Source organism: Castellaniella sp., from assembly GCF_034675845.1.
Classification (GTDB): Bacteria; Pseudomonadota; Gammaproteobacteria; order Burkholderiales; family Burkholderiaceae_B; genus Castellaniella.
In genome coordinates, this window is sequence record NZ_JAUCCU010000001.1 from 1733209 (window position 1) to 1746360 (window position 13152).

Here is a 13152-nt window from a genome sequence, read left to right on the forward strand (position 1 = left end):
CGAAGGAATACGACTCATGACACAGGAAACCCTCGTGCTGGATGGCCGCCTCAAGGGCTACCCCCTGGGGGCAGCCCCTTGCGCCCCCGAACAGATTGCCACCCTGGGCTGGAATCTGTATCAGGACGATTTGCCCTATCCGATTGCCGTCCTGGATGAGCAGGCACTCAGCCATAACCTGCAATGGATGCAGGCGTTTGCACAGGCGCGCGACATTGTGATCGCACCGCACGGCAAGACGACGCTGTCGCCGCAGATATTTCGCCGGCAACTGGACGCGGGTGCCTGGGGGCTGACATTTGCCACGGTCTGGCAGGCGGGAGTCGGCGTGCGGGCCGGTGCCCAGCGCGTGATGATCGCCAACCAGGTGGTGGCCGATGCCGATCTGGATGGCGTCGTCGCCTTGCTGAATACAAACCCCGGATTGCGCCTCTGGTTTTTGGTGGACTCCGCCGAGCAGCTTGCTCGCATCGAGGACTGGGCCCGGCGTCGCCAGCACCGCACCCCGCTTGATTGTCTGTTGGAGATCGGCATCGCCGGTCAGCGTACAGGCTGCCGGACGGCGGAGCAGGCCATGACCCTGGCCCGGCGCATCCACGCCAGCCCGGCCTTGCGCCTGGGCGGAATCGAATGCTACGAAGGCGGTCTGGCTCATGGAGATGCGCAGGCGGATCAGAAGGCGGTCACGGCATTTCTCGATGGCGTGCGCGAGATTACCCAGGATTGTGACCGCGTCGGCCTGTTTCAGGACGAGACCATCATCCTGACAGCAGGGGGCTCAGCCGTCTTTGACGTGGTCGCCCCCGCGCTGCGGGCCAGCGTCTCGCGGCCCTTGCTGGGGGTGTTGCGCTCGGGCTGCTATATCGCCCATGACCATGATTTCTATGCAGGCTTCATGCGCAATATCCAATCCCGTTCCGGGCTGGACGATGGTTTGCGTCCGGCCCTGACTGTCTGGGCACTGGTACAGTCAGTGCCTGAACCTGGTTTGGCCCTGCTGTCGGTGGGCAAGCGCGATGTTTCGTTTGATTTGTCCTTGCCCCAACCGGTTGGCCTGGCGCCGCACGGGGCTTTGGCGAATCAGCCGGTGCCGACTGGCTGGTCCATCACGGGTTTGAATGATCACCATGCCTATCTGCGGTTTGATCCGTCCGGCGCCGTCATCCCTGCCGTGGGAGATCGTGTGATTCTGGGGATTTCCCACCCGTGCACCACTTTTGATAAATGGGCCTGGATGCCTTTGGCGGATGCCCGGGGTCATGTGGTGGGCGCCATTACCACCGCTTTCTGATCTGCGAGCCCGACGATGAATTCCTGGACAGAAGAAGAAGGTCTGCAGCAGAAATTGCGTGCCCGCCAGCCCACGCTGCCCAAAGCGCAGCAGCAGGTCGTGGCGGTCTTGTTGGCCGATCCCGCCACGCTGGTCAATCAGACCGTCGAAACCATTGCCGCCCAGGCCGGGGTGTCCATGCCATCGGTGGTGCGTACCTGCCGCAGCTTTGGCTATGACAGCGTGCGCGAATTCATGTTGGCGTTGGCCCAGGACCTGGCCTTGTCACCGCATCACCTGCATCGCAATGTGTCTCTCAGCGACGAAGGCCCCGAGGTTGTCCGCAAAATCATCCAGGGGGCCATGTCCTCGCTGGCTGGTCTACAGCGTCGCCTGGATGTCGCCGTGCTGGATCAAGTCGCACAGCGTCTGGTGGGAGCTTCCCGGGTGGATGCCTATTCAGTCGGGGCGACTTCGGGCTTTATGGCCCAGGAGCTACAGGCCCGTCTGTTTCGCCTGGGGATCCGCGCCCATGCTTTCACGGACCCGCATCAGCAGCTGATCTCGGCCAGCTCGCTGGATACGGATGGGGTGGCTTTTGTGATTTCACACGTGGGCAGCATGCCCTTTGCGCTGGAGGCTGCCCGCTTGGCGCGTAGCCGGGGTGCCACGGTGGTGGCGCTGACCCAGCCAGGGACGCCCTTGGCGCATTGCGCCGATTTGTGCCTGGAGGTCTCCGTGCCCCAGGACACCACCATGCGGGTAGGGACCGAGGCTTATCTGGCCCACCTGCTGGTCATTGAAATACTGATGGTGCGGGTGGCCCAAACCCTGGGGCCCGACACGCTGGACAATCTGAAAGAGTTCAAGCGCGTGCTGGAGCAGCATGGCGTGGACAGCTCCGTCTATACCGGACTTTACTGATTTCATGAATGAAGCGAATGAAACAAGCTTGACCGTGCTGTGCAATGGCCTGCTGCATGATGGTTCGCAGGCGCCTTTGCGGCCCGCAGATGTGTGGATACGGGGTGATCGAATCCTGGCGGTATGCGAACCGGGGCAGGTGCCTTTATCCAATGTCGTCAGCGTGCGTCGCGTGGATTGCCAGGGTCGGGTGGTGGCGCCGGGCTTTGTGGATGTGCATACCCACGATGACGCCATCGTGCTGGATCAACCCGACATGCTGCCCAAATTATCCCAGGGCATTACCACCGTGATCGGCGGCAACTGCGGGATTTCTCTGGTTCCCGTGGTGACCGAGACACCGGCTGCGCCTTTGTCCTTGCTGGGCAATCGACAGTTTCGTTACCCGGATGTGCCGTCTTACCGGGCAGCGGTCGATGCCACCCGGCCAGCCGTGAATATTGCCTTGTTGATTGGTCATACGGCCTTGCGCATGCAGGCCATGGCTAATCTGGACCGGCCTGCGAACCCGGCTGAATTACAGGCCATGTGCGCCTTGCTGGATGATGCCATGCAGGCGGGGGCGGTGGGGCTGTCTTCGGGCGTGTTCTACCAGCCCGCCTTTGCCGCCGACGTGGACGAGTTGGCGGCCCTGGTGCGCGTGATTGCGCCCTATCAGGGCGTGTATGCCACGCATATCCGCGACGAGTTGAAAGGCATTATGCAGGCCATCGACGAGGCGGCCCTGACTGCGCGTCTGGGTGGGGCGTTTTTGGTGCTGTCGCATCACAAATGCGCGGGCCCCTTGAATTGGGGCCGCACCCGGGAAACCCTGGCGCATATTGAAGCCCTGGCGCAACAGCAGCCGGTCGGCCTGGATGTCTATCCGTACACGGCGGGTTCCACGGTGCTGCGCGAGGATCTGGTGGATGGCATTATCGACATCCTGATTACCGGCAGTCGGCCACATCCCGAGATGGCAGGCCGCTATCTGGCGGATATTGCCGCCGAATGGGGCTTGACGCAGGTCGAAGCCTGCCGTCGCCTGCAGCCTGGCGGGGCCTGTTATTTCCAGATGCACCAGGATGATGTGGACCGGGCCGTGTGCCACCCCCTGACCATGATCGGATCGGACGGGCTGCCACACGATGAGCGCCCACATCCGCGCCTGTGGGGGGCTTTTCCCCGGGTGCTGGACCAATATTGGCGCGTCAAGGGCCTGCTGCCGCTGGAGCAGGCCTTGTATAAGATGACGGGCTTGTCGGCCGGCCGCTATCACCTGGAAGGCCGGGGAAGGCTGCAGGTCGGCGGCTTTGCCGACATCGTGGTGCTGGACCCGGATCGAGTGCGGGATTGCGCCACCTATGCCGAACCAGCGCAGTTCAGCGAGGGCATTGAACAGGTCTGGGTCAATGGGTGCCTCAGTTATACTGCACAGGGCCGCGCTTGCGTCGGCCGCGCGGGGCGGTTTGTGTCTCGTGCCACGCAGCCTGGATAGGCTTATTTTTCTCGAATCCTTTATTGATGCTGGCCACTGCACATGACAAATAGTCCTGAATTGATGCTGGCCAGCATTGGTGCGATTGCCATGGCCGCCCAGTGGTTGGCCTGGAAGATTCGTGTCCCAGCCATCCTGATCCTGTTGCTCTCCGGGATTGCAGTGGGTCCGCTGGCCGGTTGGCTGAACCCAGACGAACTCTTTGGGCCTTTGTTGTTCCCGGTGGTGTCGCTGGCGGTGGCCGTCATCCTGTTCGAGGGCAGCCTGACGCTGGAATTCCACCAGACGCGCGGCCTCAAGCGTGTTGTGCGCCGCATGGTGTCGGGGGGATTGATCCTGGCCTGGGCCGTGGCGGCGCTTGCCGTGCATTATTTCCTGGACTTTCCCTGGGATCTGGCGGTGCTGTTCGGGGCGCTGACGTGTGTGACGGGGCCCACTGTGATCGCGCCGCTGCTCAAGACCGTCAAGCCCGTGGCGCCCGTGGCCCATGCCTTGCGCTGGGAAGGCATCCTGATCGATCCCATCGGCGCGATCCTGGCGGTGCTGTCCTATGACCTGATGATGGCGCTGCGCACCAACGAGACCTTGGGGCATGCGCTGTGGTCGCTGGGGGCCACTTCCCTGACGGGGCTGTGTTTCGGGTTGGCGGGCGGTTGGCTGCTGGGCATGCTGTTGCGCCGTGGCTGGATACCGGATTCATTGCTCAACCTGTCCGTGCTGGCCTCGGTGTTCGCGGTGTTTGCCCTCTCCAATACCGTGCAATCCGAATCCGGCCTGCTGGCGGTGACGGTCATGGGGATCTGGCTGGCCAATCGGCCCGGCATTCCGGTGCGCGATATTCTGGAATTCAAGGAGACCCTCAGCCAGATTCTGCTGTCCGCCTTGTTCATCTTGCTGGCGGCGCGCGTGGCGCCTGGTCAACTGCTGGATCTGGGGTGGCCTGCGCTGGCCGTGCTGGCTTGCATGCTGTGGATCGGCCGTCCCCTGAAGGTCTTGTACTCGACCTGGGGCTCGCGGCTCAGTTGGCGCGAACGGGCGCTGATTACCTGGATTGCGCCCCGCGGCATTGTGGCGGCAGCTGTGTCTGCCTTGTTCGCATTGCGGCTGGAGTCCCTGGATGTGCCGCAGTCCGACCGCCTGTTGCCCATGACCTTTCTGGTCATCATCGGGACGGTGATTTTGCAAAGCCTGACGGCCCGGCCCGTGGCCCGTTTGCTGAAGGTTGTCGAACCCGACCGGGTGGGCTTTCTGATTGCCGGGGCCAACCCGGTCGCGCGCGCCATCGGGCAGGCCCTGCATGATCAGGGCGTGCCTGTGCGCCTGTGTGACAGCGATTGGTACAGTCTGTCCAAGGCCCGCATGATGGGGCTGCCTACCTACCATGGCAATCCGCTGTCCGAACACGCCCAACGCAACTTGGATACCAATGGCTTGGGCCGCCTGTTGGCCTTGAGTACGCGGGATGATGTGAATCAACTGATCATGGTGCGTGGCCGCGATGAGTTCGGCAAGAACAAGGTCTTCAGCCTGCCGCTGTCGCACGATGGCGATCCGGCTGAAAAACACGCACTAAGGCCAGAATACCGGGGCCGCACGCTATTTGCGCCGGGACTAGGCTACTGGAAACTGTCCAATCTGCTGATGACCGGGGCGCAGATCAAGGCTACGCGTCTATCCGAGACTTTTGATTTTTCCCAATATCAGGCTCTGAATATCCCGGAACGGGATGTGGTTCCCTTGTTTGCCATCAATCCCAAGGGCTATGCCATTCCGTTTACCCTGGACCAGGATGTGCAGCCGCAATCAGGCTGGATGGTGATCGGGCTGCATGTGGGCGTGGACACTAATCAAACGGTGGATTAATGCGGGGAGTTGGCCGACCATGATTGCTGCCTGACCGAGTAGGTGGCAAGTCCCGAAAAAGGCTTAGGCCATCCTGCAAGGGATGGCCTAAGCCTTTGATTTTGGTGCCGGTTAAAGGAATCGAACCCTCGACCTTCTCATTACAAGTGAGCTGCTCTACCAACTGAGCTAAACCGGCGAAAGACCGCCATTCTACAACAATCGCGGATTTATTTGACGACCTTCAGGTGCGAAGGTTTTGCGGGCGGTGCCGGGCTTGGTTCAGGACTGGGCGGTGTCGGTTGACTGTCGTCACCGCCCGGATATGGCTGGGATGCCGCGACCTCGAAACCCATGCCGGCGCCGGTTTCTCGGGCGTATATGGCCGACACGGTCGCCACCGGGATGAACAGGTGTTCGACCGCGCCATTGAAGCGCGATTCGAATTCGATGTATTCATTGCCCAGCGTCAGGTGGTTCGTGGCCAGATGGCTGATGTTCAGCGTGATCTGGCCGTCGTGCACATGCGCGACCGGCACCACGGTGTTGGCGTCTACCGTGACCACCAGGTAAGGCGTGTAGCCGTTATCCGTGCACCACTCATGCAGGGCACGGATCAGGTAGGGTTTGGTTGACGTTTCTTGCATATCAGCGGCGCATGACCTTTTCGGATGGCGTCAGGGCCTCGATGTAGGCAGGGCGTGAGAACAGCCGCTCGGCGTATTTCTGGATGGGCGCGGCGCTTTTCGGGAGTTCGATGCCGTAGTGCACCAAGCGCCACAACAAGGGCGCGATGGCCACGTCCAGCATGGAAAAATCGTCGCCCAGCATGAACTTGTTTTTCACTAGCAAGGGCGCCAGTTGGGCCAGGCGGTCGCGAACATTGGCGCGCGCGGTATCCCGGATTTTTTCGTCGGTGATGCTGCGATTTTCCAGTACGGAAACATGAACAAAGAGTTCTTTTTCGAAGTTGTACAGGAATAGCCGCGTGCGCGCCCGCATGATGGGATCGGCGGGCATCAGCTGAGGATGCGGAAAGCGCTCGTCGATGTATTCGTTGATGATGTTGGATTCGTACAGGACCAGGTCGCGTTCGACCAGAATGGGTACCTGGGCGTATGGATTCATCACCGCGATGTCTTCGGGCTTGTTGTACAAGTCGATATCGCGGATTTCAAAATCCATGCCCTTTTCAAACAGCACGAAGCGGCAACGTTGTGAAAACGGGCAGGTCGTCCCGGAATAAAGCACCATCATATCGAGGATTCCAATACAGAGAAAGCAGGGGATGCGCCCCGCTGGTTGGCGGGGCGCGCGAATTACCGGACGTGTTTCCAGTAAGCGCGATTCATGCGAATGGTTACGAACAGGAACAGGAACAGGAACAGGAGCACGACGGCGCCGATTTGCTTGCGCAGGGTCTGTTGCGGTTCGGCTACCCAGCCCAGGAAATTACTGAGATCGGCGGCATCGCTTTCGAATTGGCTGAATTTTTTGGGGTCAGCCGAATCGAACTGGCCCGATTGCGTGGCTTCGCCAGTGTAATTGGCCAGGGGTTCGTTTTTGACCGTGGCAAAGCCGGCTTCGTCGTAGACCGTGGTGGTGCGGGTCCACTGGGCCTGGCCCTGAGCATCGCTGACCTGGTGCACCTGGACGTTGGTATAGGTGCGTGGGCCTTCGAGTTCCCAGAGGACGTTAGGCATGGCAACGGTCGGGAAGACCGTGTTGTTCCAGCCGGTTTTCTGGGCGGTATCGCGATAGAAGCCGCGCAGGTAGCTATAGACGTAATCCACCCCGGAAGGGCCGAAGCTGGAGTTCTTGGCGCGTGTGATCAGGGAGAGATCGGGGGGCGTGGTGCCAAACCATGCCTTGCCTTGTTCGGGCGACATGGAGATGGTCATCAGGTCGCCGATCTTGTCGCGCGAGAACAGCAGGTTTTTCTTGATTTCGGTTTCCGTCAGGCCGAGGTCAGTCAGCTTGTTGTAGCGCATGGCGCTGGCGCTATGGCAATTAAGACAGTAGTTGACGAAGAGTTTTGCGCCGTTTTGCAGAGCAGCCAAGTCAGTGATGCGGTCTGGCGCCCGATCCAGGTGTGCGCCGCCTTCTGCGAAGGTGAGCGTGCTGATCAGGGACAGGGCCAGGGCACCGAGCATTTTTTTGATCATGATCTTTCCGTAGCAGTCAGTGGGCCATTAATGGGCGCGAAAGGTGACGCGATCGGGGACGGGCTTGAACGTGCCAAGTCGGCTCCAGATGGGCATCATCAGGAAGAACGCCAGGTAAATGATCGTGCAGACCTGACCCATGAGGGTATTGGACGGGGTGACGGGTTGCGTGCCCAGCCAGCCCAGGATCAGGAAGTTGACGATGAAGATGGCATACAGGAACTTGTGCCACGTCGGCCGATAGCGGATGGATTTGACCGGGCAGTGATCCAGCCAGGGCAGGAAGAACAGAATGACCACGGCACCGCCCATGGATACCACCCCCCAGAATTTCGCGTCCAGGACTTTCAGCAGGACGGCGACCAGGAGGAGGATGGCGGGTATCGCCAGACGCCAGATGCCCGAGAGCTTGCCCTTGGCAAACAGCACCACGGCGGCAAAGACCGCCCCGGCAGCCAATACCCAGGTGAAGTCGCTGGTGGTGGCGCGCAGCATGGTGTAGAACGGCGTGAAATACCAGACCGGCGCGATATGCGACGGGGTCTTCAGGGGATCGGCCGGCAGGAAGTTGTTGTATTCCAGGAAGTAGCCGCCCATTTCAGGACCAAAGAAGATGATGGCGGCAAAGACGATGAGGAAACCCGCCACGCCGACCATGTCGTGCACCGAGTAGTACGGATGGAAGGGGATGCCATCGACCGGGCGGCCATATTTGTCTTTGGGGCCTTGCTTGATTTCGACGCCATCGGGGTTGTTCGAGCCGACTTCGTGCAGGGCGATGATGTGCGCCACGACCAGGCCGATCAGGACCAGCGGAATGGCGATTACGTGGAAGGAGAAGAAACGGTTGAGCGTGGCGTCGGACACCACGTAGTCGCCGCGAATCCACAGGGACAGATCGGGGCCGATGAAGGGAATGGCCGAGAACAGGTTGACGATCACCTGGGCACCCCAGTAGGACATCTGGCCCCAGGGCAGCAGGTAGCCAAAGAAGGCTTCACCCATCAGGCACAGGAAGATGGCCACACCGAAGATCCAGACGAGTTCGCGAGGTTTGCGGTAAGAGCCGTAGAACAGGCCGCGCAGCATATGCAGGTAGACCACGACGAAGAACAGCGAGGCGCCCGTGGAGTGCATGTAGCGGATGATCCAGCCGCCGGGGACTTCGCGCATGATGAATTCGACGGACTCGAAGGCAAAGCGCGCATCGGGCTTGTAGTTCATCACCAGGAAGATGCCGGTGACCACCTGGAGCACCAGCACCAGCAAGGCCAATGAACCAAAGAAGTACCAGAAATTGAAGTTCTTGGGAGCATAGTATTCCGACATATGCTCTTTGAACATTTTACTAAGGGGGAAGCGGCGGTCTACCCAGCCCAGCAACCCGGTCGTCTCGACGTTATTTTCGGCCATGAACGGCTCCTGTCAGTATCTCGAAAAGATGAACGCTGCGTTCATCAGGCCTTGGAGGGGTACTCATCCAACCCGATGATGACGTGAGTCCCGTCGGCGGAGAATGCATAAGGCGGGATTTCGAGGTTATCGGGGGCGGGTTTGTTTTTGTATACGCGTCCGGCCAGATCGAAGGTGGAGCCATGGCAAGGGCACAGCCAGCCGCCCGGCCAGTCGTTGGGCAGGCCAGGCTGGGCGCCGGTCTGGAAGTACGCAGTGGGCGAGCAGCCCAGGTGCGTGCAGATGCCGATGCAGACGAAGATTTCGGGCTTGCGGGAACGGAACTGGTTTTTCGCCCAGTCGGGGGTGAAGCCAGGGCGATCCGAGTCCGGGTCCGCGAGTTCGGGGTCCAGTTTTGGAAGTTCGTCGATTTCGGCCTGGGTGCGATGCATGATCCAGACGGGTTTGCCGCGCCATTCGACCGTCATCATCTGGCCTGCGGGCAGGCTGGAGATATCGGCTTCGACTGGGGCGCCGGCAGCTTTGGCTTTTTCGGAGGGGGCAAACGACCCGACCAGGGGCACGGCAGTGGCAACGCTGGCGACGCCGCCCAGGGTACAGGCCGAGGCCACCCAGAAACGGCGCGAAGGATCGGGGGGCAGGTTCGGGTCGACTGCGCCCTGCTCGTCGGACTGTGTCGGATTCTGACTCATTTGTTATCCCTGGTAGCCGCCCAGCGGGCGGAGCGTTTGACAATGATCTTTGGGGGATGCTTTGCGCAAGTATCCCTGGTCGCGAGACGGCGCGGCTATCGCGCACTGCCGCCCCACGAGGGTTCTTCAACCGCGTATTATAGCGTTACGACCAATGGGGTAAATGACCAGGAGGATTGACACATGCCCAGTGCCCGCAGTTTCATCAAGGAATTCCAGGAATTTGCCGTCAAGGGCAATATGATGGACCTCGCCATCGGGGTCATTATCGGAGGGGCCTTTGGCAAGATCATTGACTCGATTGTCAATGATCTGGTCATGCCTTTGATCAATTTCATCCTGGGCGGCCAGGTGAACTTTGATAACTTGTTCTGGGTGCTGCGCCTGCCCGAAGGCTATACCGGCGCCATGACATCCGATGCCTTGGCCAAGGCCGGGGCCGTGGTGTTCGCCTGGGGACATTTTTTGACGATCTTCGTCAATTTTGTGTTGTTGGCCCTGGTGGTGTTCATCATGGTCAAGATGATCAACAATGCGCGCCGTCGCTTCGAAGCCCCTGCGCCCGAAGCCGCAGAGATCACGCCCGAGGACATCATTCTGTTGCGCGAAATCCGCGATGCCCTGAAAAAATAGAAAAAAAGGGGCACACAAAGAAAAAGCAAGAAAAAGGGGTCAGACACCATTTAATCGAAATGGTGTCTGACCCCTTTTTCGTTTTTCACACTGGATTGTCGATGTCCACGAAGGTGCAGGGCACCCCGAATTGGGCCTCGATGGCTGCCCCCAGGGCCTGCACACCATAGCGCTCGGTGGCATGGTGGCCTGCACCGATGTAGGCGCAGCCGGTTTCGCGGGCCAGGTGCACGGTGGGCTCGGATATTTCCCCGCTGATATAGCAATCCACCCCGGCGGCGACGGCGGCGTCCATCATGCCCTGGGCGGCGCCGGTGCACCAGGCCAGGCGGCGCACCGGCCGGTCCAGTTCGCCGACGATGATGGGCTTGCGGCCCAGGCGTTGAGCGATGTCGGTGCTTAATTCTCCGATGGTGCATTCCCAGGCGGGGGTGCCCAGCCAGATCAGCTGGTCGGGGCCACAGCGCTGTGGTGTGCCATCGGGCAAAATGTCCGGTGTCCAGTCCATCACCCGCGCCAGTTGGGCGTTATTGCCCCATTCGGGATGGGCGTCCAGCGGCAAGTGGTAGGCGTATAGATTGATGTCTTGTGCCAGAATGGCGGATAGGCGGCGATGTTTGGGGCCGCGGATGCAAGGATCTTCGTTTTTCCAGAACCAGCCGTGATGTACCAGGATGGCGTCGGCCTGGCGGGCAATGGCCGCTTCGATCAGGGCTTGCGAGGCCGTCACGCCGGTGACGATATGGCGGATCTCGGCGCGGCCTTCAACCTGTAGGCCATTGGGGCAGTAGTCCTTGAAGCGATCAATCTGCAGGGTGCTGCTGAGCCAGTGTTCCAGTTCCTGTCGTGAAATTTGTGGTTTCATGCTGGGTTTCCTTGGGATAGAGCAATAAATAATGAAACGATTGTGGCTGATTTTTGCCCAGACCGTGACGATCTGTCTGGCAGTCCTGTTTTTATTGATGACTTTGCGCCCGCAGTGGTTGCCGGGTCCAGCGAGCCCCCAGCAGGCCCGGGCCGTGGATAGCTATGCATCCGCTGTGGCGCGGGCCACGCCATCTGTGGTCAACATCTATACGCGCAAACATGTCGATGTGCCGTTGCTGCGGCTGCCGGCCGACCCGGCGTTGCAGCAGTTGCTGTTGAACCTGCCCGGATTCACCCAGCGGCGGGATAGCACCAGCCTGGGTTCAGGGGTGATTGTGCGTGCCGATGGCTATATCTTGACCAATTATCACGTCATAGACGCTGCCGATGCGATCGAAGTCCGGCTGCAGGATGGCCGCCAGGCGACGGCACATCTGGTCGGGGCGGATCGCGTCAATGATCTGGCAGTATTGCGGGTGGGCCTGGATCATTTGCCCGCCATCGTGTTCGACCCAGCCCAATCCGTCCGGGTGGGCGATGTGGTGCTGGCCATCGGCAACCCTTTCGGGGTGGGGCAGACCGTGACGCAGGGGATTGTGTCGGCCCTGGGGCGCAATAATCAGGATGCCCAGACCCACGAAGGCTTCATCCAGACGGATGCCGCCATCAATCCGGGCAATTCCGGCGGGGCACTGATTGATACCCTGGGGCGGCTGGTCGGCATCAATACGGCGATTTATTCATCCACCGGGGGATCGCTGGGGATAGGTTTCGCCATCCCCTCCGGGCCTGCCCACCAGATCCTGGACCGTATTATTCGTCAGTCAGGGCAGTGAGGCTGGTGTCTTAGGCGCGCAGCAGCGTGGCGGCAGCGATGGCAAAGTACGTCAGGATGCCGTCGCCTCCGGCACGCTTGAAGGCCAGCAAGGATTCCATCATGACTTTGTCGTGATCCAGCCAGCCGTTGGCGGCAGCGGCCTTGATCATGGCGTATTCGCCGCTGACCTGATAGGCATAGGTCGGCATGCCAAAGGCGTCTTTGACTTCGCGCAGCACGTCCAGGTAGGGCAGGCCGGGCTTGACCATGACCATGTCGGCGCCCTCGCGGATGTCGGCGGCCACTTCGCGCAGGGCCTCCAGGCGGTTGGCCGGGTCCATCTGGTAGGTGGCCTTGTTGGACGCGCCCAGGTTGGCTGCCGAGCCCACCGCATCGCGAAACGGCCCGTAAAAGGCGCTGGCATATTTGGCCGAGTACGCCATGATGCGTGTGTGGATCAGGCCGCGCCCGTCCAGCGCCTGACGCACGGCGCCAATGCGCCCATCCATCATGTCGCTGGGGGCCACGATGTCTACCCCCGCCTGCGCGTGGACCAGGGCCTGGCGCACCAGCATGGCGACGGTGGGTTCGTTCAGCAGTTGTCCCTGGGTATCGATCAGCCCATCCTGGCCGTGGCTGGTATAGGGGTCCAGCGCCACGTCGGTCAGCACGCCCAGTTCTGGAAAGTGCTGTTTCAGCAGCGCCACCGTGCGTGGGATCAGCCCGTCGGGATTGGCGGCTTCGATGCCGTCAGGGGTTTTCAGGGCAGGGTCTATATGTGGAAACAGGGCCAGCACCGGGATGCCCAGGCTCAGGCAGTGCTCTGCGGTGCGCAGCAGCGTGTCCGGCGAATGGCGCACCACATCCGGCATGGAGGCGACGGGTTCTCGCACGCCGCTGCCTTCCTGGACGAAAACCGGATAGATCAGGTCGTCTGTCGACAGGTGGTGCTCGCGCACCAGACGGCGGGAGAAATCATCCCGCCGATTGCGCCGCAGACGCGCAGTGGGGAAGTCAGCGAGTGGGAGAAAGTGTGTCATGGCTGTACCTTT

12 protein-coding genes, 1 tRNA gene and 1 pseudogene are annotated in these 13152 nt (G+C 60.8%); 6 read left to right on the forward strand and 8 right to left on the reverse strand.

Annotated elements, in window-relative coordinates; genetic code table 11:
- Window positions 1-16 precede the first annotated feature (16 nt).
- From VDP81_RS08375 to VDP81_RS08390, 4 genes are read left to right on the forward strand one after another with little or no spacing between them, the layout of a single operon-like run.
- Window positions 17-1291, forward strand: coding sequence for an amino acid deaminase (locus VDP81_RS08375; protein ID WP_323012033.1), 1275 nt, complete (start codon window positions 17-19; stop codon window positions 1289-1291).
- A 15-nt stretch (window positions 1292-1306) separates the two neighbouring features.
- A complete protein-coding gene (locus VDP81_RS08380; RefSeq protein ID WP_323012034.1) occupies window positions 1307-2194 on the forward strand; it encodes a MurR/RpiR family transcriptional regulator in 888 nt (295 codons plus the stop codon).
- Between the two features lie 4 nt (window positions 2195-2198).
- Window positions 2199-3671 (forward strand): D-aminoacylase, encoded by a 1473-nt coding sequence (locus VDP81_RS08385; protein WP_323012035.1) that lies wholly within the window; start codon window positions 2199-2201, stop codon window positions 3669-3671.
- Between the two features lie 42 nt (window positions 3672-3713).
- The gene (locus tag VDP81_RS08390) at window positions 3714-5534 is read left to right on the forward strand and encodes a sodium:proton antiporter (RefSeq protein ID WP_323012036.1); all 1821 of its coding nucleotides are present in this window, start codon (window positions 3714-3716) and stop codon (window positions 5532-5534) included.
- Between the two features lie 102 nt (window positions 5535-5636).
- Here the strand turns inward: VDP81_RS08390 and VDP81_RS08395 are convergent.
- From VDP81_RS08395 to petA, 6 genes are all read right to left on the reverse strand, one after another.
- A tRNA-Thr gene (locus VDP81_RS08395) sits at window positions 5637-5712 on the reverse strand.
- A gap of 31 nt (window positions 5713-5743) precedes the next feature.
- On the reverse strand, window positions 5744-6160 hold the full coding sequence (locus VDP81_RS08400; RefSeq protein ID WP_323012037.1) for a ClpXP protease specificity-enhancing factor: 417 nt from the start codon (window positions 6158-6160) through the stop codon (window positions 5744-5746).
- A 1-nt stretch (window position 6161) separates the two neighbouring features.
- Complete coding sequence (locus VDP81_RS08405; protein WP_322995893.1) at window positions 6162-6770, reverse strand: glutathione S-transferase N-terminal domain-containing protein; 609 nt, start codon at window positions 6768-6770, stop codon at window positions 6162-6164.
- Window positions 6771-6832: 62 nt separating this feature from the next.
- A complete protein-coding gene (locus VDP81_RS08410; RefSeq protein ID WP_323012038.1) occupies window positions 6833-7678 on the reverse strand; it encodes a cytochrome c1 in 846 nt (281 codons plus the stop codon).
- 27 nt (window positions 7679-7705) lie between these two features.
- Window positions 7706-9091, reverse strand: a complete 1386-nt coding sequence (locus tag VDP81_RS08415) for a cytochrome bc complex cytochrome b subunit (protein ID WP_323012039.1) — start codon at window positions 9089-9091, stop codon at window positions 7706-7708.
- A gap of 44 nt (window positions 9092-9135) precedes the next feature.
- Window positions 9136-9783 carry a ubiquinol-cytochrome c reductase iron-sulfur subunit gene (petA, locus tag VDP81_RS08420; protein WP_323012040.1) on the reverse strand — a complete coding sequence of 216 codons (648 nt, stop codon included), beginning with the start codon at window positions 9781-9783 and terminating at the stop codon, window positions 9136-9138.
- Window positions 9784-9966: 183 nt separating this feature from the next.
- Between petA and mscL the strand changes: the two genes are divergently transcribed.
- The gene (mscL, locus tag VDP81_RS08425; RefSeq protein WP_322995897.1) at window positions 9967-10416 is read left to right on the forward strand and encodes a large conductance mechanosensitive channel protein MscL; all 450 of its coding nucleotides are present in this window, start codon (window positions 9967-9969) and stop codon (window positions 10414-10416) included.
- An 85-nt stretch (window positions 10417-10501) separates the two neighbouring features.
- Here mscL and VDP81_RS08430 read toward each other — a convergent pair whose 3' ends face one another.
- Complete coding sequence (locus VDP81_RS08430) at window positions 10502-11281, reverse strand: Nif3-like dinuclear metal center hexameric protein (RefSeq protein WP_322995898.1); 780 nt, start codon at window positions 11279-11281, stop codon at window positions 10502-10504.
- Window positions 11282-11312: 31 nt separating this feature from the next.
- Here VDP81_RS08430 and VDP81_RS08435 point away from each other — a divergent pair.
- A pseudogene (locus VDP81_RS08435) lies at window positions 11313-12104 on the forward strand (trypsin-like peptidase domain-containing protein); the annotation flags it as partial.
- Between the two features lie 25 nt (window positions 12105-12129).
- Here the strand turns inward: VDP81_RS08435 and hemB are convergent.
- Window positions 12130-13140, reverse strand: a complete 1011-nt coding sequence (gene hemB, locus VDP81_RS08440; RefSeq protein ID WP_323012041.1) for a porphobilinogen synthase — start codon at window positions 13138-13140, stop codon at window positions 12130-12132.
- Between the last annotated feature and the right edge of the window lie 12 nt (window positions 13141-13152).